This window comes from Vibrio sp. TRT 29B02 (genome assembly GCF_050113655.1).
In the GTDB taxonomy this organism is placed as follows: Bacteria; Pseudomonadota; Gammaproteobacteria; order Enterobacterales; family Vibrionaceae; genus Vibrio.
Map to the genome: position 1 here is coordinate 64,004 of NZ_JBNJOJ010000001.1, position 24,109 is coordinate 88,112.

19 protein-coding genes and 1 pseudogene are annotated in these 24,109 nt (G+C 46.2%); 10 read left to right on the forward strand and 10 right to left on the reverse strand.

What is annotated here, in order from left to right:
- Positions 1 to 121: 121 nt before the first annotated feature.
- The 4 genes from ACQEXT_RS00270 (at position 122) to ACQEXT_RS00285 (ending at position 5,124) form a co-directional block, all read left to right on the forward strand.
- Positions 122 to 562: an Lrp/AsnC family transcriptional regulator gene (locus ACQEXT_RS00270; RefSeq protein WP_138971112.1), complete on the forward strand. Its 441-nt coding sequence runs from the start codon at positions 122 to 124 to the stop codon at positions 560 to 562.
- 178 nt (positions 563 to 740) lie between these two features.
- Positions 741 to 1,736 (forward strand): porin, encoded by a 996-nt coding sequence (locus ACQEXT_RS00275; protein ID WP_426950069.1) that lies wholly within the window; start codon positions 741 to 743, stop codon positions 1,734 to 1,736.
- A 286-nt stretch (positions 1,737 to 2,022) separates the two neighbouring features.
- Entirely contained in the window at positions 2,023 to 3,651 is a 1,629-nt protein-coding gene (locus tag ACQEXT_RS00280) for a methyl-accepting chemotaxis protein (protein WP_426950070.1), read from the forward strand.
- 426 nt (positions 3,652 to 4,077) lie between these two features.
- The gene (locus ACQEXT_RS00285; RefSeq protein WP_138971115.1) at positions 4,078 to 5,124 is read left to right on the forward strand and encodes a GMP reductase; all 1,047 of its coding nucleotides are present in this window, start codon (positions 4,078 to 4,080) and stop codon (positions 5,122 to 5,124) included.
- A gap of 192 nt (positions 5,125 to 5,316) precedes the next feature.
- Here ACQEXT_RS00285 and ACQEXT_RS00290 read toward each other — a convergent pair.
- A pseudogene (locus ACQEXT_RS00290) lies at positions 5,317 to 6,123 on the reverse strand (phage integrase); the annotation flags it as partial.
- Positions 6,124 to 6,287: 164 nt separating this feature from the next.
- Here ACQEXT_RS00290 and ACQEXT_RS00295 point away from each other — a divergent pair.
- Positions 6,288 to 6,686 (forward strand): ASCH domain-containing protein, encoded by a 399-nt coding sequence (locus ACQEXT_RS00295; protein WP_263176058.1) that lies wholly within the window; start codon positions 6,288 to 6,290, stop codon positions 6,684 to 6,686.
- Here the strand turns inward: ACQEXT_RS00295 and ACQEXT_RS00300 are convergent.
- The gene (locus ACQEXT_RS00300; protein ID WP_263176056.1) at positions 6,683 to 7,744 is read right to left on the reverse strand and encodes an N-acetyltransferase; all 1,062 of its coding nucleotides are present in this window, start codon (positions 7,742 to 7,744) and stop codon (positions 6,683 to 6,685) included. The two genes, ACQEXT_RS00295 and ACQEXT_RS00300, sit on opposite strands and share 4 nt — an antisense overlap.
- A gap of 162 nt (positions 7,745 to 7,906) precedes the next feature.
- On the opposite strand from ACQEXT_RS00300, the gene ACQEXT_RS00305 reads away from it, so the two are divergent.
- Positions 7,907 to 8,419: an ATP-binding protein gene (locus tag ACQEXT_RS00305; RefSeq protein ID WP_426950073.1), complete on the forward strand. Its 513-nt coding sequence runs from the start codon at positions 7,907 to 7,909 to the stop codon at positions 8,417 to 8,419.
- Between the two features lie 211 nt (positions 8,420 to 8,630).
- Here ACQEXT_RS00305 and ACQEXT_RS00310 read toward each other — a convergent pair whose 3' ends face one another.
- A complete protein-coding gene (locus tag ACQEXT_RS00310) occupies positions 8,631 to 9,635 on the reverse strand; it encodes a hypothetical protein (protein ID WP_426950075.1) in 1,005 nt (334 codons plus the stop codon).
- On the reverse strand, positions 9,632 to 9,907 hold the full coding sequence (locus ACQEXT_RS00315; RefSeq protein WP_269979026.1) for a cold shock domain-containing protein: 276 nt from the start codon (positions 9,905 to 9,907) through the stop codon (positions 9,632 to 9,634). The genes ACQEXT_RS00310 and ACQEXT_RS00315 overlap by 4 nt, the downstream gene beginning before the upstream one ends.
- Before the next feature lie 144 nt (positions 9,908 to 10,051).
- On the opposite strand from ACQEXT_RS00315, the gene ACQEXT_RS00320 reads away from it, so the two are divergent.
- From ACQEXT_RS00320 to ACQEXT_RS00330, 3 genes are read left to right on the forward strand one after another with little or no spacing between them, the layout of a single operon-like run.
- Entirely contained in the window at positions 10,052 to 11,401 is a 1,350-nt protein-coding gene (locus ACQEXT_RS00320; RefSeq protein ID WP_426950077.1) for a TolC family outer membrane protein, read from the forward strand.
- A 48-nt stretch (positions 11,402 to 11,449) separates the two neighbouring features.
- A complete protein-coding gene (locus tag ACQEXT_RS00325; protein WP_426950079.1) occupies positions 11,450 to 12,529 on the forward strand; it encodes an efflux RND transporter periplasmic adaptor subunit in 1,080 nt (359 codons plus the stop codon).
- A gap of 4 nt (positions 12,530 to 12,533) precedes the next feature.
- The gene (locus tag ACQEXT_RS00330) at positions 12,534 to 15,644 is read left to right on the forward strand and encodes an efflux RND transporter permease subunit (protein WP_426950080.1); all 3,111 of its coding nucleotides are present in this window, start codon (positions 12,534 to 12,536) and stop codon (positions 15,642 to 15,644) included.
- A gap of 315 nt (positions 15,645 to 15,959) precedes the next feature.
- Here ACQEXT_RS00330 and ACQEXT_RS00335 read toward each other — a convergent pair whose 3' ends face one another.
- Positions 15,960 to 17,282 (reverse strand): amidohydrolase, encoded by a 1,323-nt coding sequence (locus ACQEXT_RS00335; RefSeq protein WP_058666166.1) that lies wholly within the window; start codon positions 17,280 to 17,282, stop codon positions 15,960 to 15,962.
- Between the two features lie 97 nt (positions 17,283 to 17,379).
- Here ACQEXT_RS00335 and ACQEXT_RS00340 point away from each other — a divergent pair, with 97 nt between their 5' ends.
- A complete protein-coding gene (locus tag ACQEXT_RS00340) occupies positions 17,380 to 18,297 on the forward strand; it encodes a LysR family transcriptional regulator (RefSeq protein ID WP_426950081.1) in 918 nt (305 codons plus the stop codon).
- 41 nt (positions 18,298 to 18,338) lie between these two features.
- On the opposite strand, the gene ACQEXT_RS00345 is transcribed toward ACQEXT_RS00340, so the two are convergent.
- The 5 genes from ACQEXT_RS00345 to ACQEXT_RS00365 all read right to left on the reverse strand — a co-directional run bounded on the left by ACQEXT_RS00345 (position 18,339) and on the right by ACQEXT_RS00365 (position 24,050).
- A complete protein-coding gene (locus ACQEXT_RS00345) occupies positions 18,339 to 19,565 on the reverse strand; it encodes a carbohydrate porin (protein ID WP_426950083.1) in 1,227 nt (408 codons plus the stop codon).
- Positions 19,566 to 19,621: 56 nt separating this feature from the next.
- Entirely contained in the window at positions 19,622 to 20,230 is a 609-nt protein-coding gene (locus tag ACQEXT_RS00350) for an acyltransferase (protein WP_426950085.1), read from the reverse strand.
- A gap of 234 nt (positions 20,231 to 20,464) precedes the next feature.
- Positions 20,465 to 21,262, reverse strand: coding sequence for a hypothetical protein (locus tag ACQEXT_RS00355; protein ID WP_058666158.1), 798 nt, complete (start codon positions 21,260 to 21,262; stop codon positions 20,465 to 20,467).
- Positions 21,263 to 21,648: 386 nt separating this feature from the next.
- Positions 21,649 to 22,539 (reverse strand): LysR family transcriptional regulator, encoded by an 891-nt coding sequence (locus ACQEXT_RS00360; protein WP_426950087.1) that lies wholly within the window; start codon positions 22,537 to 22,539, stop codon positions 21,649 to 21,651.
- Between the two features lie 143 nt (positions 22,540 to 22,682).
- The gene (locus ACQEXT_RS00365) at positions 22,683 to 24,050 is read right to left on the reverse strand and encodes a serine hydrolase domain-containing protein (protein ID WP_227744717.1); all 1,368 of its coding nucleotides are present in this window, start codon (positions 24,048 to 24,050) and stop codon (positions 22,683 to 22,685) included.
- Positions 24,051 to 24,109 lie beyond the last annotated feature (59 nt).

Sequence of the window (24,109 nt, forward strand, 5' to 3'; positions counted from 1 at the left end):
TCGCAACAAAGTTGCGTGATGAGCTTCTCTTGACCGGTCAATGGCTATATTAGGTGGAAAAGTGAGCAATTTTGTGTTTTTATTCGAATCTAATTGGTTATTTGCACAATAAAGAGATGAAATGGATCGTTTTGACGAAAGGATATTGCACGAGCTCAAGTTAGACGGAAGAATCTCCAATGTTGAACTTGCGGAGCGTATTGGTTTATCGCCATCAGCGACGCTGCGACGGGTCCAGGAGTTGGAGAAGCAGCGAGTCATCAAAGGTTACCGTGTGATTCTGGATAACAGCCGCCTTGGTATCGGATTTATTGCTTATGTTTCAATCGGCTTAGCCAGCCACAGAAAACAGGCTCAGCAAGAGTTTGAACAGCATGTGCGTTTTGTCGATGAGGTGGTGGAATGCCACAACATTACGGGGGCCAACGAGTATTTACTCCGTGTAGAAACCAAGGATTTACCAAGTTATAAAAAGTTTCACGCCGATGTATTAGGTGAGTGTAGGCACGTTCAGTCGATTACCACCATGGTAGTGATGGACTCGCCTAAAGACAAACGTTAGCAATCAGTTTCATCTCGATAGGGCAGGTCTTCTTTGGCATGCCCTGTCACATTACTTCCATTATTTCGCCACTTAACCGTCATGGTTCAGCCATCAAAGCGTCACGCTGGCACATTAATTTATCTCGCATTAACCCATTCGAGCATGAAGCTCATTGAAAACTAAAAGGTAACGTAAGATGAAATTAGCAGTGGCAGCGTCTGCAGTATGTGCAGCATTGGTATCAGGATCTTCATTGGCAGCGACCGTGTACAAGGCAGAGGGTACCGAATTTCAAGTCGGTGGCCGTGTTGAGTTTAGAGGTGACTTTATCGGTACCTCAAAGGGGGCTGAAATTCAGGGCACGATGGATGACAGTACCCGTGCTCGTCTGAATTTAAAAGGGAAGTCTGAAATAGCCCAAGGCATGACAGCATTTGGCGTGTACGAAGCAGAGCAAGACACAGGTAAAGACGAATTTGAAAACCGCTATATGTACGCAGGAGTCGATTTTGATGGTCATGCCTTATCGTTCGGTCGTCAAGATATGGCGTCTGTCATTGTCTCTGATCTAACGGACATCACGGAATTCTCTGGGATCCAGCAAGTCAATAATTCATCAAGCGACAAGCAGGACAGTGTGGTTGCGTATCGCGGAGCATTTGAATCTTTCAAACTACAGGCGACCTACCAAGCCAATAGTGAAGAAGACACCGATGGCTATGGTATTTCCGGGATCTATTCTGCGCCGTTTGGGTTGGATATTGGTTTGGCATTTTCGGCCGCAGATCTAGGTAAAGGGCTAGGCAGCCAATCACAAGTGCTTGGTGGTCTCGGTTATACGCTCGACAATCTTTATCTTGGTGCCACTTACTCTATTGGTGATCTTGATGATAAAGCGACAGGGACGAACGACAAAGAGTTCACCGCCTTAGAAGTGGTGGCTCAATACAAGTTTACCAAGCAGCTTTCTGCTGCGTTGCTTTACACCAATCAGGAGAACAAGCAAGCAAATGGCAGTAAATATGATGATACTGATGGTGTAGAGCTGGTCGGTTATTACAAATTCAACAGTAATTTCCGTACCTATGTTTCTTACTACTCTAATGGCGTAACGTCGACGGATACGAACGCCGACGGATTCAAGGATACGGGTGAAGATACCTTACGCCTTGGTGTTCGCTACGATTTTTAATCGCAGAGTTGCCTGAAAATTCTGTGGTAATGGCCAAGCTCAGCTTGGCCTTTTTTGGCTAAGTATCCTAGTTTAATATAACTTTTAAAGTCATCTGAATGTATATGCTCTATAGTCGGTTTGCATATAATGGCGTCTGAACCTAGAGTATTGGTCAGGACATACTGCTGCCGAAAAAGCACCTCACTCCAGTCAGACACTATTACTTGAAATGCTTTAAGTCCCTTTTTAGCCAATGCGAGCTTATAACAAACAAGGGCGAGCTTAGACTGACTAAGAGTGAATTATGCAGCCATCATTAAATAATTTTTCGATCCGAACTCAGGTTTTGTTACCTGTTCTTTTTACCGCCCTAGCACTGATTATTGCGTTACTTATCACCAAGAGAAGCATTCAAGCGGAAGAAGCCGTGGTCAATGAAATCATCGAATCACTGATGTTTTATACCGAAACGTTGGACGAGCTTGACGAAGAGGTATACACACTCAGACTCAGTGTGTTAAACGTTATCTATGGTAGTGAAGATCAGAGCGATTTCCCTATCAAATTGGATCATGGAAGGTCCGCTATTGAGGCCAAACTAACCCTGATTGATCAACGGGGAACATTTATCGAACAGGTGAAACCGGTTCGCGATGCGCTGAAAAACTATATTGCGCAGTCTGAGCGAGTGGTGGAACTTACAAACGCGAAAGAGTTAGGGCAGGTGAGTAGAGAGGAGTATAACGACTTTCTTAGCAATTATCGTCAAGCAGGCGATGAGATGGTGATTGTGGCTGATCAGCTTTCCCAACAAATTGCGACCTTCGCAAGTGAGTTTGTCGAGATGAGAGCGGCGCAGAATGTAAAAGTAAAACGACTGACGCTTATTTTGCTCCCTTCGGTATTCGGCATATCGCTTTATGTCGCATGGGTTCTGTCTGGCATGATCGTTCGCCCAATACTCAACCTGCAAAATGTCATGCGCCAGTTAGCACAAGGTGACTTAACAGTTCGAGCTGACGCAAAGGGTAAAAACGAAATCTCAAAGCTAATCAATGACGTTAATCTAACGGCGAAGCAATTCCATTCGATCGTCGGTACCTTAACGAACATCAGTGACGAAGTTGCCAGTGCCTCGACAGTATTGGCTAAGGTTATGACCCAATCAGAATCCAATGCAGAGAAAGAACTGGCAGAAATCGAACAAATTGTTTCTGCTGTCAAAGAGCTATCAAGTGCTGCCGACAATGTCAGTGCTAATGCTCAGCAGGCTGGTCTAACGGCCCAAGAAGCCGATACGTTGGCAAAGTCTGGGCAACAAGTATTTGAGCTGAGTCATGCGGAAGGTGTGAAAATGGGCAAAGTACTCAATGACGCAGCGAACGTTATTATGACTCTTAAGTCTCAATCTGAGCGCGTCAATGACGTGATTGAAGTGATTCGCGGTGTCTCCGAGCAGACCAACTTACTGGCGTTGAATGCAGCTATAGAAGCGGCGCGAGCAGGAGAAACTGGGCGTGGTTTTGCTGTTGTCGCAGATGAAGTACGAAAATTGGCGGCGACAACACAAGACTCCACGGTAGAGATTCAAACCATCATTGAAGAACTACAGAAACAGTCGAATCTTGCCAATGAAAGCATGCAAAAAAGCTTGGATATGCTAGACAAAAGTAGCCAACTTACTAATCAGGCTAACGGTGCATTGCATGGTATTACGCAAACTATCACCAGTATTAATGCCGTCAATGCGCAGGTGGCAACAGCGGCGGAACAACAGTCTCACGTTACCCAAGAAATCAACGGCAACATGGCGAATATGTCCCAGTTGGTGAATCAAAACGTGTTAGGGATTTCTCAAAGCGCCACCGCAAGTGAAGCGCTTTCTGATCTCGCAGAGAAACAAAAACAACATTTGTCGTTCTTCAAGCTGTAGTTTTTGGGCTTTCTAAGTAAATAATCAGGTATTTTTTTACTCAAGAGGCGAAAAATCGTTGAGTTCTACACCACTGTTTTTAACCAAAACGAGACATCGAGTCGAACATTTAGTTTAAAGGTTGGTTTAATTGTCTACGTAAAGGATTGCGCAAACGTTTGTGTGACTGTTGTTAAGTGTTTGTTTTGAAAAGATAATTGGTGTATTAGGCGTGAGTTGCAGTCGGATAGGTATGCAACTTAACCGAACTGTAGCATAAAAATTTTGAAAATATCAGTCTTGCGAGAAATAAATCGCGACCTATAATGCTGAAAACCGGAGCGTCTGCCAACGCTCCGGTTTTTTTGTGTCCGAAACTCAGTAAAACGTCTGCCAACGTTTACCGAAAACGCACGACACGTAAATTTGCTTACAGGAAAATTTATCATGCGTATCGAACAAGAACTTAAGTTAGGCTTTAAAGATGTACTATTCCGCCCGAAGCGTTCTACTCTTAAAAGTCGTTCTCAAGTTGAGTTAACCCGCGAGTTTACATTCAAGCATAGCGGTCGTCAATGGTCTGGTACTCCAGTCATTGCTGCCAATATGGACTCGGTAGGTAGCTTCGAAATGGCAAAGGCGCTCGCTGAACACGGTGTTATGACAGCTGTTCATAAACACTACTCAGTAGAACAGTGGGCTGAGTTTGTAGAATCTGCGGACCAAAAAACATTAAACAATGTGTTTGTTTCTACTGGTACTTCTGATGCTGATTTCGAAAAAACCAAAGAGATCATGGCACTTTCAGAAGAACTTATCTTCATCTGTATCGACATCGCAAATGGTTACTCAGAGCATTTAGTTGAGTACGTAGAAAGAGTACGTGCGGCATTCCCAAACAAAGTGATCTCTGCTGGTAACGTTGTGACAGGGGATATGTGTGAAGAGTTGATTCTTGCTGGCGCGGACATTGTGAAAGTGGGTATCGGCCCTGGTTCAGTATGTACAACACGCGTGAAAACGGGTGTTGGCTACCCACAACTTTCAGCAATCATTGAGTGTGGTGATGCGGCGCACGGCCTTGGCGGTATGATCATCGGTGACGGTGGCTGTTCATGTGCGGGTGATGTGGCGAAAGCATTCGGCGGCGGCGCAGACTTCGTTATGTTAGGCGGTATGCTTGCAGGTCATGAAGAGTCAGGCGGCGAAATCATCGAGAAAGATGGTGAAACCTTCATGAAATTCTACGGCATGTCTTCTCAGTCGGCGATGGACAAGCACTCAGGTGGTGTGGCTAAGTACCGCGCAGCTGAAGGAAAAACCGTACTATTGCCTTACCGTGGAAGCGTTCACGGCACTATCTCAGACATCCTTGGCGGCGTACGTTCAACGTGTACCTACGTAGGCGCAGCAAAGCTTAAAGAGCTAACTAAGCGTACAACTTTCATCCGCGTACAAGAGCAAGAGAACAACGTATTCGGTAAAGAGAAGTAATCCAACATTTCGAAAAAAACGAACAATCGAGAGCCGCATTTTGCGGCTCTTTTTTTGCCTGAAATTTGGTAAGTGTCTACAAAGTGTCTACACCTGAGACATTTTTGCTTTGCGCCACTCTTCAGATTTGCATAAAAACTCATCAATTATTCAAGTCCAAGAGCAGCAAGCGGGTTCATGTCAAATGTTTCAGAAAGGGGTGTAGCACTCTTCATACATTAAGCCGGAGCATGGCTTGTAGATCTCTTCATAAAGCGCCTTGGAGATGGGTACTGAACGGTTCTTCTTGGTTTTAGTATTGGTATAGATGATCTTGTACTTGCTGAGCTGGCTCCCCCGCAGCTTTGCCGCTTCATTCCATCGTGCACCTGTGGCTAAGCATATCTTTACTATTTTGGGCATGTCTCCACGCTGATGCTGGCCAACCAACTCTAGCAGTAGAGGAAGTTTTTCTTTAGGAATAAAAGCCATCTCTCGCTCTGCTACTTTGAATGGCTTGAGCTCTTCTAGAGGGTGGGGGAGGTCCCACTCACCGAGTTCTTTTAGCTTACTGAAAACCGCCTTAAAGCGCGCTAACTCCGAATTGAGGGTAGAAACACTTGGAGCGCCTTTTTGCCAGCGGTCATCAACAAAGTTGATTTGGCCAGCGATCCTCAAGCTACGAAACTCAGTGTATTGCTTGGCGTTAAATAAGGAAGCGGGCGGGTTACCCATGGCTTTAACCATATGGTTAAACTTTTGGTAGATGACTTCTCCGTTGGTGAGCGTTCGGCCGTAGTGGCTGAACCAGGTATCCACAACATCAGACAGCCGCCTGTGATCACTACTCATTCCAAGCCAGGGCTTTTGATCCACTTCTTTCATTGTGAACTTCTCAAACCCGACAGCCTCACCTTTGGTGGCAAAGCGTCTGCGAACGCGTTTCCCATTGCGGCCATTAGGGTAGCAGTCACATATCCAAGGTTTGGTTGAACCATCTTTTAAGTTACGGATAGACATAGAAAATATACTCATATACTCATATACTGTATATGTATGCAGTATCATCCGTTTTGGTACATTCAATGTTTAGTTGGGATAAACTCGCACAATGTCAGATTTCCTGATGAAATCTTGCGTGTTTGAGTTTAATATTCGCACCTAGAAAAAATAAGAGCTCTATCATGAAAGCGTTATTGTCGATTAAACCAGAATTCGTAGAAAAGATTATCTCGGGCGAGAAGTTGTTCGAGTATCGCAAAGCTATCTTCAAAAGACCTGAAGTGAAGTCAGTAGTAATCTATTCGACCATGCCAGAAGGTAAGATCGTTGGAGAGTTTACTATCGGGGATATATTAGCTAAACATCCTGAAGAGTTATGGGAAGAAACCAAATCTGCGTCTGGTATTAAGAAGTCGTTCTTTGACGAGTACTTCTCAAATAGAGAAGTGGCTTACGCTATTCAGATCAAAGACTTCAAAAAGTACGATAATCCGATAGATCCATACCAAAAAGAGAGAGGCTTTAAAGCCCCTCAGTCATTTAAGTATATCGATTTGAACTCGAATCTTTGCTTAGCTTAATTCCGGATGAGTTCCGGTCTAACTTCTGAAATGTCTACTATACTCTGGAACTGTTGGTCTGACAGTTCTAATACACCCCAATAATCGTCTCTTGATACTCCGGCCTCGTCAGCAATTTTGCCTCTGATTGGTCGTTTCGGTAGAGCTGCATTGTAGGTGAACTTAATAACGTAAGGATATTTCTGGCTTCTATAGAACCCTCTTAACTCTTTTTCGGTGAAAACACTGTATTTCACACATTCGCTGACAAAGTGCTCTTCATTGTCATAATCGCCTATTGTATGGACATCCTCAACGATACATAGTGAAGTCGCAACTGCCCTGAACTCAGCGGCACCTTGTCCATCACCAGTTCTATAAATAACGAGAACATCACCAGGTTTCATCGCAGTTACTCCATCCATACCGCAAATGTAAATCTTGTGGATACTATTCGAATGAGAAATATCCTGTACGATGTTTGGAGATTCGGTGAGCAGCTTGGAGTCTGGAAATAAAACAGTATGGTACTTTGGGTAGACACTAAGTAAATACTTTTTGCGGCCCTCGGTATAAATAAAAGGGTAATCTTTATTGATATCGCCAAACTGCTTGTTCAAATCTCTAAGGAGAACTAACTCGGTACCATTCTGTCCAGTCTTCGTTCCGTAACGTTCGAAGCCATAACGTTCAAACAATTCAACTAAGTACCCGTGCTCATTCTCAAAGACTGTTACATAGATGTCACTAGGCTTCGACTGATGAGCTAATGCATAATCAAAAATCTTTTTTAAATACCTATCACCGCGACGTGTTCCTTTCGGATTAAATTTGAAAGTTCCCACCTTCATATGGTTAGTGCTTGGAAGAAGAGGGTTGGTGTCGTCACCTGGACCAGATTCAAATTTGCAGTATAGAAACCCTTCAATAGTCCCTTCATTGCTGTATAGCACCAAGGCATGGTCATCTGCTTTTTTTAGAAACCATTCAGAGAACTCAGTGTAACCAGCTTTGAGAGAATTGAAGAATTTGTCGTTGAGATTAATCTCAGAGAATTTTTGAATTAATAGGTTATCCATTTTTGCCACCGACGTTGCTTACTAATATGGGGCAAGTTTACTCTTAGTAATTCTAAAAACAGTGATGCATATAAATAAGTTACATAAATGTTCGTTGAGTCAAATTCATTGCTGTGACAAAGGTTTAAAATCTGTTCGTCAACCCAGTATCAGGAATGAGATATGCCAAAGATAATTTTTGTTTCAGGAGTGCATGGAGTAGGGAAGTCGACGCTGTGCGGAAAGCTATCAGAGAAGTTTGGATGGGCGCATTATTCATGCAGCGACTTGATAAAAGAGAACTCGGATTATGTTGAGAGTTCTAAGCTTGTCTCTACTGCTGATAAGAATCAACAGGCATTGCTGAGAGGAATCAGCCGACTAACTGAAGAAGTAGTGCTGCTCGATGGACACTTTTGCCTGCTCGACAAAGATGAGCAAGTGATAGAGTTACCGTTTGAGGTTTTCGATGCGATTTCACCGTCGGCTATCTTGCTGGCAACCTGTGACGAAGAAACGATACATCAACGGTTAGAATTACGCGGTGGGCATGTTTTCGCTCTCGGAAAAATAGTTGAGCTGCAACAGCATGAAGTCAAGCGTTCAAAGCTATATAGCGAGAGCACTAGCTGTAGATTACTAGAATATCGTTCTCCTGAGCCTATCGATGAGTTACTAGGGGAGTTGTCCTGTTGAGGATGATTCAGTTCTACCTAATTATAGAAGCTCTAAAAACTCGCATTCGATGAAGGTTACTAGATCTGACACTACGCAAACGTAGCTATCGCCAATCCGGCTAGCGCAATCAAAGAGAACAGTAAATCGAGAGTTCTTAAGTCTCTAGTCATCTTCTGGATTAATATCTGCCGCAGTCAGTTACGCTGTATGGTGTTGAGCTCGATTTGTACTACGCCGAAAGCTTGATAAGTGCTTGTATCTTTTCTAGCAATCTCGATCTTAATTGCTGGTAGGTGAGAGGCTTGCGTCCACGTACAGTCACTCTCTCGGACTCCGCTGCCAATATTGCTTTTTTATTGCGTTCTAATTCACACAATTGTTCCTCGAGTTTTTTCCGTTTTCTTAGTGCTTTTTGGCGCTCACTGAATGGCTTTCTGCCAACTTTTTCAAGTTTACTATGTTGTTGGTTTCGCCAAACTTGTTCTGGTGTCAGTGGTAGTATTTGAAGAGCACGATAAGTTATGGCTAGCTCTTGATATTCATCGATCAAGGCTTGCTCCGACCTAACAAGATCAACCGGCGTTGGTAGCTTAGGGCGACCTGCGGTTTTGGCGCTATGTATCGGGTAAATCAAACCAATGCGTTTTTCAATGATGTGGCCTAGCCCATTTCTGATCAATGTCCGCCAAGTTTTAACAGCACACTTCTCTTCATACTCAGCACACTGTGCTTTGAGCCAAAGAGCAAAACCATAGAGCGTAACAGTTTGTTCGTTAGCTGGTTGATAACTTAAATATGAAATCGCCTTATTGATTGTTTCATTGTTAGCATGTCGCCAGTACTTTTTACTGGGTAGGATAGGTTGATTACGCTGACAGAGTATTAACTGATAAGTAGTCTGCAACTGGACTAAGTCCTGCTGGAGCTTCTCCGACTGGAGCAAAAATTGAGTTTCTGGGTCTTTGTGCCTCTGAATGGCGAGCAGCCGATTGTCGATTTCTGACCATAAGCGATATTCTTCCGCGGTAGCAAGAACAAGTTGGGCGACATCGCTGAGTTCCGCAGGGTTTAAATCTGGGTAGTGCTGTTTCAGCTCTAGGTTGAATTGCTGACGCACGTTAAGTAGATCTTGATAGCGTTTCGCTACGTGACGTTGCTGTTTTATTAATGGAGCGCTTTTGGGCCTTCCTCGTTTATTGTCAGGCGTAGACGTCTCCGATACGGCATCCGTCATAGTGGTATCACTGCAGTGGCGCGAAAGCCACCGTCGTCAGGTGTTTCGATTTCTATGTAAATTCGCTGCCCAAGGGCTAATTCCATGTTGGCCAAGTTGATGCTGGAAAGATCAATCAACACATCAATGGGAACGACATCGGGCACCGCAAAGCCAAATTTTTTCTCAGAGTTAAACCAGGTTACTTTCGCTTTCAGTCCCAGCATTTCTAGTGTCTCTCTCCTAATTAATAAGTAATAAATTAAATAACAAAAAAAGCCGAGCGTAGCCACGCTTTTCCTTTCTTACCGCCGCGAAAGCTGATCTGAAACAATTCCTGCTCTTCCAAGCCTACGTTTCGCACTGGTTTCTCAGTAAAACAGCGTCATTAAACACGATTAATCACGTAATTACGTTGTATAACAGCGAGTAAAACTATGAACAGACTATTGTTATCAGCAGTTGGGGTCAGTTTGACACTTAGCGGCGCGCCCGCAGTGGCACATACTGTTGACTTGCAGCGACTCTATCTAGACTCACTAGAGAACAATCCGATATTGGCTAGTGCGGCACTGGAAATGGATAGTGCGCGTAAGGGCAGCGCCATCATTGATGGTCAATACCGCCCACAGGTGGATGTGGGTGTTCAGTATGGTGCGCTGCGAAATGATTGGACAACGATGAACGAAACCGATGGCCAAGGCGCAGAAGTGTCTGTATCGGTTGGGCAAAATATTTTTAATGATCAGCTTAATCGAGCGAGTGCCATTGCTGAGCAGCAGCATGAACTCAGCAAGGTTAGTTATGATTACGCTCTAGCGACGATGCAGATGAGTGTGGTCAATGGCTATTTCAATGCGCTTAAAGCGCAAGAGAAACAAAAACAGGTTAAAGCCACCAAGAAAGCGATAGGTGAGCATTTGGTTCAAGTGAAGCATCGTTTTAATAACGGCCTCGTGCCAGAGAATGATGTCAAAGAAACTCAAGCGCAATATGACCTAGCGGAAACGGCGGTGATTTTTGCTCACAACGAGTTGGAAAAGGCGCTCGACTATCTGTACGAATTAACGGGTCGCGAATATACACGAGTAGCCTCATTGGGTGCCAATCTGCCTAAGGTTTCGCTCCCCCAACCCAATGGTTACATCAGCTGGCAAGAGCTTGCTCAGCGAGAGAGCCAGCAAATGGAGATTCAACGTCATCTGGTTGAGTTATCGCGAGAGCAGATTTCCCTTGCTCAAGCGGGTCATATGCCGACGATTGGCTTAGTGGCAGAGTATCGCTATGCGTTTGCTACTCAATCCCGTAGCAACGGCCCACAACAAGCAAAAGGTTCGTTTCAAGACCTAGACAACAATGCCACTGTGTTTGCCGGAGTGGCAATGTCTCTGCCAGCTTACCGTGGTGGCGCGACGGAAAATCGAGTCGAACAAGCCAATATTCAGTACCAACAGGCACTTGAACTTCAAAGCCATACTTGGCGACAGGTCGCACGCCAAGTGCGCAGCGCAGAAAAAGATTTAGTGGCACTTAAAAGTGCGCAATCTGCTTATCAACAGGCGGTGATTTCTGCCGAATCGGCATTAAACGCGACGGAACAAGGGCTAGACATTGGCACGCGCACTATCGTTGATGTGCTTGACTCGACGCGTCAACTTTACTCAGCGAAAGAGCAGTTAACTGCCGCTCAGATCGATTTCTTAGTCGCAAATCTTCAACTGCATTTCCTAGCAGGTGTTCTCGATGACGAAGCGCTAAACGCAATTAATCGCCTGCTAGATGTTTAGTGATTACACCGCACCCACTCAATCAAATTAATTAATAAAGAGAAACTCATGAGAAAATTGCCCTTATACACAGCGATGGCCCTTTTGCTATCTGGTTGTGGTAGTTCAAATGAAAGTGACCAGCAAAACGTGGCTCAAGCAACCCCTGTTAGTGTGGTCACTGCAAAGGCACACTTTCACAGCCCAACTAGCTATTACGTCGGCCGAATGCAAGCGATTGAGTCCGCTAATTTGACGCCAAGAACCACAGGTTACTTACTCAAGAAAAACTTTGAAGATGGGGCTTTAGTCGAGAAAGGTGACGTTCTATTTGAGATCGATCCAACCTCATACCAAGCCGCTTTGGATGCCGCTAAGGCTTCGATGAGCGAGGCGAAAGCAGCGCTAGCACTTACAGAGCTGAACCATCAACGTAATGCAAACATGTTGAAAACCGGTGGCGTATCTCAAGCACAGTTTGATTTAAGCTCAGCGGAACTCGCACAAGCGAAACACCGCGTTGAATCAGCGCAAGCTAACCTAGTTGTTCAGCAAGATAACCTAGAACAAACCCAAGTAAGAGCGCCGTACAGTGGCAAGTTGGGTAAGAGCCTGTTCTCTATCGGCGATATGGTTGGACCTAACTTTGGACCACTTACCGATTTGGTGCAAATCCATCCGATTGAAGCGAGCTTCTCACTCAAGCAAACCGACGTTGCTGCACGCGATTTTTCGCGCCAAGACTCAACACTGGTTTCACTAGAAATTGCTGGTGAAGTTGTTGACAGCGAAGGCGTCCTTTCATTTGTTGACAACAAGATTGACCCACAAAGTGGCACGATAGATCTCGCGGCAACATTCAACAACGAGCAAGGCTTGCTGACAGCGAATCAGTATGTACGGGTTGGCTTAGCTCCGACTCAAGCGCTTGCTGGTGTAAAAATACCGCACGCGGCGATTCACCAAGATTACAAGGCGCAATACGTTCTGACGATTGAAGACGGGATTGCGGTTCGTCGAGATGTGGAAGTGTCAGACCGCATTGGTCAAAACGTCTTTATTACACAAGGTTTGGCCGTGGAAGAGCCAATCATTATCGGTGGTCTACAGCGCATTAGGGAAGGTGCTCAAGTAGTGGTAGCGGAGTAGGTCCATGCTAAGTCAATTTTTCATCAATCGACCAAAATTTGCGTTTGTCATTTCGATTTTCCTGACCTTGATCGGTTTGATTGCGATTAAAACCATGCCCGTGGCGGAGTACCCTAGTGTAACACCGCCTCAGGTACGTGTGATCGCCGTTTTACCCGGTGCGAGCGCAGAAACAGTGAAAGAGGTGATTGGTAACCCGATCGAAGAAGAGGTCAACGGCGTGGATGGCATGGTATACATGCAGTCGCGTTCAACCAACGATGGCCGTTACTTCCTCAATATTACGTTTGATAACAGTGTCGACTCTGACATGGCGATGGTCAACGTTTCAAACCGTGTCGCGGTAGCGGAAAACATGCTGCCGTTCGAAGTGCGTGCCCGTGGTATTCGTATTCGTAAAGCGACGCCTGATGATCTGCTTGCGGTAGCGTTCTATTCTGAAACCCAGTCAATGTCTGAGCTTGAGCTTAACTCGTGGGTGGAATCTAACTTCATGGAGCGTATTGCGCGTATTCCAGGGCTGGCGACCAGTGACCTCATCGGTGCGACGTATGGCATGCGTGTGTGGCTTGATATGGATCGTATGGCGGCTCTAGGTGTCAGCACAGTAGAAGTGAAGAATGCGATTCGCGAGCAAAATGCGGTTGTCCCTGCGGGCCGTATTGGTCAGGGTCCGAGCCGTGAAAATGCCGCGCTTCAGTTTAACCTGATCACACAAGGGCGTTTAACCAGTGCGCAAGACTTTGAACAAGTGATTGTCAAAACCCTCGCTAATGGTAACCATATTCACCTTGCGGATGTGGCCGATATTGAAATTGGCAGTCAGTTCTACGACGCATATGCTAACTACAATGGTCAAGAAGCGGCGCTAGTGATGATGCAAGCGAACCCAGATGCGAACGCATTGGAAACGGGTGAAGCGGTTAAAGCGGTGCTGAAAGACATAGAATCTATTCTGCCAGCAGGCATGTCGTATGCTATCCCTTATGACACAACGCTTGCGGTAGAGGCATCGATTAAGAGTATCGTAGAAACGCTGTTAGTTGCGGTTCTGCTGGTTATCGCGGTGACCTACTTATTCTTGGGTAATGTTCGTGCAACGTTAGCGCCTGTTGTAGCCATTCCTGTCTCTTTGATTGGCACCTTTGCCTTTATGCAGATGGGCGGCTTTAGTATCAACACAGTGACGCTATTTGGCTTGATTCTCGCGATTGGTATTGTGGTAGACAATGCGATCTTAGTGGTAGAAAACGTCGAACGTATTCTCGACGAGCAGCCACAGTGGTCAAGCAAGGAAGCGACAATTCAAGCAATGAAAGAGGTGACGGGGCCTATCATCGCGTCGACGCTCGTTATGTTGGCGGTGTTTATTCCGGTTGCGATGCTGCCGGGTATTACCGGCTTGATGTTCGCTCAGTTCTCAATCACGATTTGTATTGCGCTAGTATTATCTGCGATTAACGCGCTGACTCTATCGCCAGCATTGTGTGCCATGGTGATGAAGCGCAATAGCCAACCAGCAAAATGGTTTGTTGCTTTTAACCGCATGTTTGACCGCGTGACCAACGCCTATGGTAAAGCGGTGGCACTGATGGTTCGTAAGAGCTTGGTGTTGGGTGCGGCCTTCATAGTGGCGATTGGTGCTATGGTCGTGATGAACGCTAAGCTACCAACCGCATTTGTTCCTGCTGAAGATAAAGGGGTACTTGCGCTAGCTATGTTCTTGCCGGACAACGCATCTAAAGAGCGCACCCATGAGCTGATCCGTAAAGCCGAAGAAATTTTGAACAATGACCCGGCTATTGAAGATTATGCAGGTGCGATTGGTTTTAACGCCGTAACCGGCAGTGTGGCGTCAAACTCGGCGACCATGTTCATCAACTTAAAGCACTGGGATGAGCGTCTTGATCTTGAGGGAGACCATACTCAGGCAGCGGTTGCACAGCGTTTGAATCGTCAGTTGCATGGTATCGACAAGGCGATGACGTTTACCATGGGTATGCCAGCGATTCCGGGTGTAGGTGCCGGTGATTCACTTGAGTTCATGCTGCAAGACACAGGCGGTCGCAGTGCACAAGAGCTGGCCCAAATGACGTACGCGATGGTCGCGGCGGCAAACCAAGCCCCAGAGATCACTCGTGCGATGACCACCTATCGCGCCAATGTGCCTCACTACCACGTCGACATTGACCGTGAAAAAGCGCGTCAAATGGGTGTAACGCTCGGCGCGATCAATGATGCGATGGCCACCCATCTTGCGTCTTCTTACGTGAATGATTTTGCACTGAATGGTCGTAGCTACCGTGTGTTCGTTCAGGCAAAAGGTGAGCAGCGCAACGATCTGGATGATGTTTTGCGTATCCATGTGCCATCGAACAGCGGTAAGCAGGTTCCATTGTCAACGATAGCAACGATTTCACCGACACTTGAGCCAGATTTGGTGACGAGCTACAACATGCTACCAGCTGCGCGTATTCAGCTAAATGCCGCGCCAGGATATTCATCGGGTCAAGCCATTGAAGCGATGGAGCGTATTGCAGGCGAAGTGCTTGAGTCGGGTTACACGTTTGAATGGACCAACATGGCGTTCCAAGAGAAACAAGCGGGCGGTACAGCACAAATTGCCATGATTCTCGCGTTGGTGTTCATCTACCTGTTCTTGGTGGCGCAGTATGAATCTTGGGCACTGCCAGCAGCAATCATCATTGTTGCGCCAACAGCGGCGGTCGGCACATACGCTGCACTACTAATGGGTGGTCAAGCGCTGTCGATTTACGGACAAATTGGTTTGATTCTGTTGGTATCGCTAGCGGCGAAAAACGCCATCTTGATGGTTGAGTTCTCAAAGATTAAGCGTGAAGAGCAAGGTCTATCGATTGAAGAGGCAGCTATCCAAGGTGGTAAGATGCGCTTTAGAGCGGTTAACATGACATCATGGTCGTTTATTCTGGGTATTTTACCGCTTGCGTTTGCACAAGGTGCGGGTGCGACCGCGCAAAACACCACGGGCCTTGCCTTGCTGGGCGGTATGTTGATGGTACTTGCGGTGGGCTCGATTATGACCCCGGGATTCTATGCGGTGTTCCAAAAACTGCGTGAAAAAGTGAAAGCGTAACAAATAGCAGTGTTAAGCAGTAAAGCGGAGCTCAATTGAGCTCCGTTTTTTTTGTGCGTCATGTTTACCCATCACTACGGGTTAGAGAGTAAAGCTCAAGTCTCTGAGAGGGGAGAGGTAAACGCTGTATGCGTGGCGGCAGGGTTGCTTGGTTACTTTATTGGTTGAACAACTCGGTAGTGTGACAGAACCAGTGGAAGGTCAAACAACAAGGGTTTTTGACTAGGCTGGGGGTCGTTGAAAGCAGGAGGGAGCGGTGTAGCAAATGCAAAAATGGTGCGTCCGTGCACCCTACATTTTGTTAGTGAGGTAACACTATTTTTCCATGATCTTAAGGATGATGTCTGAAGCTACTTTGGTCCCTTTACCGATCGCGTCAAGGTCGACTTGGTAGTCAGGGTTGTGGTTCATAAACGGGAAATGCTGACCATTCTTATGTGCTTGCTCAACCAGCTTAGGCTCTGCTGAACCAACGGCTAGGTAAGACACTTTTACCCCTGGAATATGGTCAACTAAAGTTGTTGCGTCATCCGATGCTGGTGCTTGGAACTGAGGCACGACTTTGTTGACATAATCCGCGTCACGCAGCTCTTTCTGAATCAGACTCGTCAGTTCTGGATCGTTAACCATGGCCGCTGCGAAGCCTTTGTAGGTGATCGTCGGCAGGTCTTCTTCCGTCACGCCGTTTGAGCGAGCGATGTTGTTAACGATGTTGGTGATGGACTCGTGCATCTGCTTGCGAACATCGTTGTCTGAAAAGTGAAGCTTGAGCTTTAGTGTCGCTTCTTCAGGAATCACGTTGTTGTCGACGCCCGCTTGCACTGAACCAACGGTTAATACCGAAACATCCGTTGGATCTATGTGACGTGAAACCACGGTTTGCAGTTGAACAATCGCTTGTCCAGCCATGAGCACTGGATCTTTTGCTAGATGAGGAGAAGAACCATGGCCACCAACACCGTGGAAAGTGACGTCGATATGATCAGAGCCGGTACTTACACGACCTGGAGAGGCCAATACCGTACCCGTGGCGAATGGGAAGGTATGCATTGCGATGAAGTAATCTGGTTCAGGTACGCCATGAGTCGTGTACATACCATCTTGTACCATAGATTGCGCGCCTTCAATGGGCTCTTCTGCTGGCTGAGCAACCAATACCAGTGTGCCTTGCCACTCAGATTTCATTTCGGCCATCACTTTGGCTAAACCGATCAGCCAGGTGGTGTGTGCGTCATGACCACACATGTGCGAGACGTACGTTTCCTCTCCGTCTAGGTTGGTGACTTTAACGTTGCTGGCATAAGGCAGTCCGGTTTCTTCTTTGACCGCGTTGGCATCCATATCAGCGCGGAACATCACAACCGGGCCCGGCCCATTTTCTAAGATTCCAACCACGCCTGTTTTACCAATGCCTGTCTTTACCTCAAAGCCGAGTTTGGTCAGTTCATCGGCTACCACTCCCGCAGTGCGGTATTCCATGAACCCTAGCTCTGGGTTGGCATGCAGGTCTTTGTATATTTCTTGCAGACGCTCTGCTTTGCTGTCGACAAACTGGGTCATTTCGACCGATGAGGCATTAACTGTTGTCGCGAGTGCCATTGCGACGGCAAGCACTGAAGCTTTTCTTAGTAGGTTCATTCTTTTTCACCTTATGTAAGCGTTGTTTGATAGGTTTATCTTTCGTGTTGATATTAAGATGGATTGAGAAATCAAAGAAATGCATAATGATAGGGAAGTGCGTACATTTTTGCTGGGGGCGACGATGTTTACTCTTGAACAAATCCATTGTTTTAATCAGGTCTTCGTGACGAACTCTTACAGTCAGGCTGGCAAAGTGTTGGGTAAGACACGTACAACGGTTAGAGAGCAGATCGTGGCGTTAGAAGACTCTACTGGGCTAGCTTTGTTTGAACTTGAAGGTAAGCGATTAACGCCGACCCAAGCCGCAAAAGCCATTTTTGAGCGCACAGTGCTTTTGGGTAAGCATGCTAGAGATTTGCAGGAAACGCTTTTGTCACTGCATGATTCGACATTAACGGAGCTGGTTATTTGCCATGACCCTTTGGTGCCTATGAACTTGCTTACTCGCCTCCATGCCGCCATATCGAGTCAATTTCCTCACCTAAATGTCCAGTTTCTTGATCGTGTGCGAGAAAACGCGTTTGTTGAGGTAAAACAAGGAAGGGCGCAAATCGCGTTAATGGCGAGTGAAAACTTGATTGCTACATCCCACGAATTGGATGTCATCAACCTAGGAACAATGCGATTTTCAGCTTACCTATCCAAACAGCACCCATTGGCGAAGGCGAAGTCTGTTAGCCTCAATGATCTGCGCTTGGTAAAACAATACATGACAGAGAGCGCTGCAAATGGGGGGTTGGGTTCTTATCCCATGTCGGTAAACAAGCAAATTATTACCGATACCAACCTGTTATTAGAAATGGCCGCACAAGATGGCTGGACCATTATTCCGGAATGGTTGGCAAAATCTCACGCGTCCCAAAAAGGACTCATTAAAATTAAGCTTGAAGAAGTTCTCCAGTCACAACCACATAATGTGTGTGCGTTTTTTCCTATTCATTATCGCAGTGATGAGCAGTTACGCGAGATTGCCAATATTGTAGGTCAAGTCGGCAAAAACAACCTGAGTTAAAATAACGCTCCATCGTGTTTGATGGAGCGTTTTGTCGATGATTAAAAGCGAATATTGGTGCGAAGACCTGCCAACCACGCTTTATCTTGTGTATTGAGCGCTGAAGTGACGTATTGAAGGTCAGCGGTTACCGTTAACCAAGGCACTGGCTCATACGCATAATAAGCCTCAAACCCCTGTTCATTACGCAGTTTATACGGCATTGGTAATGCGTTGATGCTGTCTTGTAAATCGTCAGACAAATCGTAGTAGTAATAACCTAAGCCCCAAGTATCCATTGGGCGTTCGAAGAACAGTGCTTTACCGCCGAGTCCGCCTGCAAAGGTCGCGTGAAAGACATTTGGGTTGCCATCAGCCAGTGATCCGCGTAGATGTAATCCCCAAGATTCCGCCGGATTACCCTCTCGCTCAACTAAATTGTGCGACAGTTGGAAACGTGCGTTGTATTTATATTGTGCAGTCGCCTCGAAGTTTAAATCTGGTGTCAGTGAGCTAAAGTCTGCACCTTTCTCAGTGCTGTAAGCATAGTTAACTGACAGCAGAGTTTGACGGTCAAACAGCTTGGTAAAGTGCGCAAAGCCTAAGCTAGCACTGACGCCATCATCAAACAGACCTTTAGCATTCAAGTTTTCGGTGTAGCGATCTCTTGGGTCGAACACCATCGCGTTCCAAAGGGTGTTGCCAACTCTGTGATTCGCAATGACCCCGACAAACGAAGGTGGCACTACGCCACTTGGCGGCGCAGTAAACGCTAAGTTCATAAAGCCATGACGTGTACCACCACCATAGAAACTAGCTGGGCGCATCATCTCAATCGCATCAAATTTACCAACCATGACTTGTGTCGCAGGGCTAATCTGATGGCTATAGTTGAACGTCGGAACCATGACTGAATCATCATGGGCGAACAGTGTTGAGTTCGGGCTCGAAATTTGTACTAGACCAAAGTCATTTGCCGTGCCGCTGCTGGCAACCACTTGCGTGTTGAGCTTGCCTCCTTGCCATAGCCCGAGCGCTGCAAAATCAAATTGGGTAAATAGATCAAAACGGTGAGAAGTATTTGAGCGGTCGTTTGGCGTTGTATTGAGAGGCGTTTGATAGACATTAGTGTACTCCGCATTCACGATGACTCCAGAGTTGGCAAGATCGGTTCTTACACCACCCCAATCTTGGCTCAGTGTATTGTCAAAAGTCGAATTAGCGACAGCGGCAGTGCTATAGCTGGTAAATATCGCTGTTAGCGCGAAAGCGATCGGTGAGCGTTTCATATAAGTTCTCTGTGGTTACGGTATTGGTTTACATGCTTTAAGCCGTTTCTGACCTGTCAGGGTTGGAGCTGGACAAATTGCAAGCGATGCTGACACGCAAACTGTGCGCGATAGGCGTCAATTGCTTCACTGAGGTTGAGCAGACCTTTTCGGTATGCGGTTGCAATATGGAGACCATTGCCTTCGGTGAGCTGGGTTGGCTGAGAGACCATTTGTCTGTTCTTAAGGTAAGAAAACAACAGATTCATTTTCTCGTCATCTTGGCAAGATAGAGGTTCGTCGCTGTTGAGCAAATAAGTCGCAATTTTACGAGCTCGCTCGATAAGCAGATTGAACTGGTCGTAACGCTCAAGGTTGACCACAACCGACAAGCGTTCAACCAACTCAAGTGCTTGGTGAATATGTCTGACTTCGACTCGCTGTTGTTCAAGCGTATCTGAGACCAACTGCTCTACAAGTTCGATAATACGGTGTTTTTCTTTGGGGAAAATTTTTACTGTGTCGTCCCTAACATGAGCAATAATTTCCTGAAATAGTGTGACAAAATCTGTCAGTTCAGGGTGTTTTATGATCATGGTTTTTGTAGTGTCTGTTGGATTAATGATGTTTGCCGGGTTGGTGCGAGAAGGATGCTGCTCAACGCTCGGACAGTAAGGTGTAAACATGGTTTAGCTCGGTCTGGTTCAACTCTCTTTCAAAAATGGTTGGGCTCACGCAGTGGTGAATCAGCCGAGAAAATGTAATTGGTGCTGATAGCACAACAATAAAAACGACTAAAATGGCGACATGGGCATTGAGCATATCTGAATGTGCCTTATCGTGGAGAAAGAGCGTGGCCCTATATAAACGCAGCGCTTTTACACTGAGCTTATTAGAGAGCCACTCTCTTTTGCCTCTAACTAGAAGAACCACTTCATGCCGATTTCGACACGTAGCTCAGGATCATTGTTAATTTCAGTACCATCAGGCAAAACGACATCGGCTGAGCCGTATTCAAAACGTGTCATAAGCCATTGAGTACGATCAGAGCGGGTTGGTGCGCTAACAAAGAAGTTCAGCTTGCTTGATTCCATCGATACCACATCACCTTCGGCTTTGAAGTACTCTGGTGAGAACTGAATGAAGCTGCCCGAGTCACCAATTTCTTTGGTTAGGAACATGTTTAGCATGTAGCCATCTGCACTTTCGCCAAATACGCTACCCGTGGTGTAAGCTACGTTAGGGAACACTTTGGCACCAAATGTGTAAGCAGGATTGATCAGACCAATCACGCCCGCTGAAAACAGAGTCGTGTCTTTAAGGCCCGAACCTTTTGCCGTACCTGCTTCACCGTTTTGGTGGATCAAATCGGTTGAGAAACCAACGCGAGGTAGCAGAGAGTTGTCTAGCGCGTGAACTTGAAAATACTGCGCGCGACCTTTTTGATAGTCAGTGCCAAGCTTATGTTTGCCATCAACTTTTGCATCATTGTTGCCAAACGTACCTTCAGCAAAGCCTGCAAATTGAATATCTTCTGACCATGCACCTGTCATCATTCCTGACATTCGAACGTCCGCATTGGAATCTAGGAAGACAGCCGCTTGAGTATAAACGCGTGTAAGGTCAGATGGATTGATCACTTCGCTTTCTTGTTCTTCGGCAATCGCAGCACTAGAAAATGCAAGAATGAGTGAAGCGGTAACAGCAGTTCTTTTCATAGTTTTACCTTGTGTTATTACTCGGTTTTTGTTCCAACATGGTAGAAATGCATCCTTGCAAGGCCTTATGTAAATGTGGAGTAACGACTGGCGTATATGAAAAATCAGGAAAAAAGCTCTTACCTTCATACGCGTTGTGTCATCCAGTTTGTAGAGGTATTAAAACAAGTGAGCATGCTTTGCGCTTTGCATTTTAGGTCACACGGTTAGCCAGCTGGGACAATGGATAAATTGTTGATGCAGGTCATCCTTTCTGAAGGGGGCAGTTTGTGATGCAGGTGAAGAGATTAAGCAAAGTTGAGAAATGCTGGTGAAGAATGCGACTAAAAGAGAGATAGGAGGTTGTTGTGGTATGAAAAAGCCGGCTGACTAGGCCGGCAGTTGATTCACGCTAAGTACGGATGAGCATGTCGATTAAAGCAATCCAGCGCAAAGCTAATTTCATCTCTGTTTTTGCTGGTTAAGCCAAAAAATAGACAAACACCTCGCATATAATTGCGCGTCGCTTCGTTCAAGGTAAGTTGCCGGATATGGCCTTGCTGAACGAAAGGATCTGCTAATGAGCAGGATAAGGCTATCCAACCGCCTTGAGTGAGCAGAGCGCTAGCAAGGCTGAGTGAACTGACTTTTTCAATCATGTTTGAAACGCGAAAGCACCCCAAGTCGCCTTCTTTCGTGTGGGGTAGTTCATACTGGGTTTCGAGTCTGAGTTGCTCAATTGACACGATATCTTGTTCGGCAAGCTGAGAGTCTGGGCTGACATAGGCACCAAGAGCCAAGTTACCAATATAGTGTGTGTCAATTCGAGCTTGCGTTCTTGGCGAGTCTTCGGTGGCCATGATTGCTATATGGCATTCGCTCTTTTCAAGGCAATCATAAGCGTGCTCTCTTGACGCGCAGATAATATCAATCGTCAGTTGAGGGTACTGCTGCTTAATCTCCAGAATGGCAGAACTCATCCAGCCACTTGGGATCTGGTCATCATGCATGACGATCAGTTTTTCTAGTGGCTCATCGAGCAGGGAGAAAGCGGTGAGCTCAAAATCTTTGGCTTGTTTGCTTAAATTGGTTGCCCGAGAGATGAGCTGGTGGGCCGCATCGGTTGGCTTTGCTTTTCGTCCTTCAATTTGGAACAGCTCTACTCCAACAATATCTTCTAAGGTCACCACTTGCTCCCTTATTGTACTGCGTTCCTTGTTTGCTGCGCGTGCCGCTGCACTGTATGAGCCATGTTGGTAAACCAGAGTAAACGCGTGAATCTGTTCAATAGAGATCATAGAGAAACCTTGTCGAGGTGTTTTTGTATAAGATACTGGTTTCTTTGGGCATTGTCATGACTGCAAGGGGCTCAAAACGAGCCGGAAAAAAAGCCTAAACGTTTCCGCTTAGGCTTTGGTCTTATCCCGATAAATGTATGTGCTTATTTTGCGTTGTCTAACTGCTCTGCTACTTTGCGGAAGTAAGCAGGTGCTTTGATCTCACCGTATGGTGGCACATAAGGTGTTGCTCCGAAGTAAACCGCGGCAAAGTCACGCGATGGGTCGACGTAGATACCTTGGCCAGAGTTACCGTGTTTGTACATCGCACCGTCTTCAAAAATGAAGTCGAACTGGTAAGCGCCTTTAACAGGTTTTTCGCCAAATAGACCCACAGCCTGGCCTTCTTTCATACCGCCTGCGAATGCGTCTGCACTGCCCGCAGAGCGAATGCGATCAAGTAGCTCAGGTGTAACGACTTGCTCGTGTGCAACTTTATCCCAGCTTGGCGTGTACATGGTGGCGTACTTAGCGAAATCTTCTAGCGTAGACGACATGATAGCTAGGTTTAGTGGTGTGCCGTCTGGTGTTAGGTGAACTTGTAGTGGCATACGTGCGCCTAGTTTGCCCCAAATGCGCTCTTCAGCAACGTCAGTCCAGCGTTTGTTGGTCACGTTTTGAATCACTTGCCCCAGCACGTGTGTGTTTAGTGAAGAGTAACGGAAGCGATCGCCCGGCTTTTCGTTTTCTAGCGGTTGAACATCTTTTAGCACATCACGCCAAGTTTCACCGCTTGCGCAGCGTTCAGTGGTGCCAAGCGCAGAGCTGATAAAGCGTACGAATACGCCTTCTGGATCTAGGATAGACTTGTTGTTCTCTTCGTGGTCAAGGCCAGCTGTGTGGTTAACTAAGTCAAGGATAGTCACTTTTTCCCATGCCGTGCCTTTAAGCTCAGGCACGTATTTAGCGGTTGAAGCGCTCATGTCGAGCTTGCCTTCTTCAGCCAGCATCGCAGTGATAAGGCCAGTTAGTGTCTTTGATGATGACATCCAGATGTGAGAATCGGTTGGTTTCATACCTGGGTAAGCTTCGTATACCACTTCACCTTTGTGGATCATCATGACACCTTGGTGACGGAAGGTTGGATGAACGAAGTAGTCATCCATCTTCAGTTCACCTTCACTGTCCGTTGTGACTGTGATGTTGCCAATTTCGCTGTTGATATTACGTGCCAATATTTTTTGCACTGCCGCAGGGTTAACGTTGTCAGTGCGCATCACAGTGCTGAAGTTGGTCATGTAGTAAAGTGCATGGTCGCCGCCCATTTGCGCATGGAAGCTTTCGAAGCTGTCGTAGGCGCCCTGAACGAAATCTAGATCAAAAGACTGTTTTGCTGCAGTCACAGGCAAGTTAACCGATGCACCTGGTGCATTAAGGTACTTAGCCAGTGGGTGTTCCGCTGGTACATTGGCGTGAACAGAAGCTGACGTAAGTGCGAATGTTAGCGTGGTTAAGGCAAATTTTTTCATCATTTTCCCCAAGGTTTGTTATAGGAACAGAATGTTTGTTTCGTTGACCATAATAGCGATTT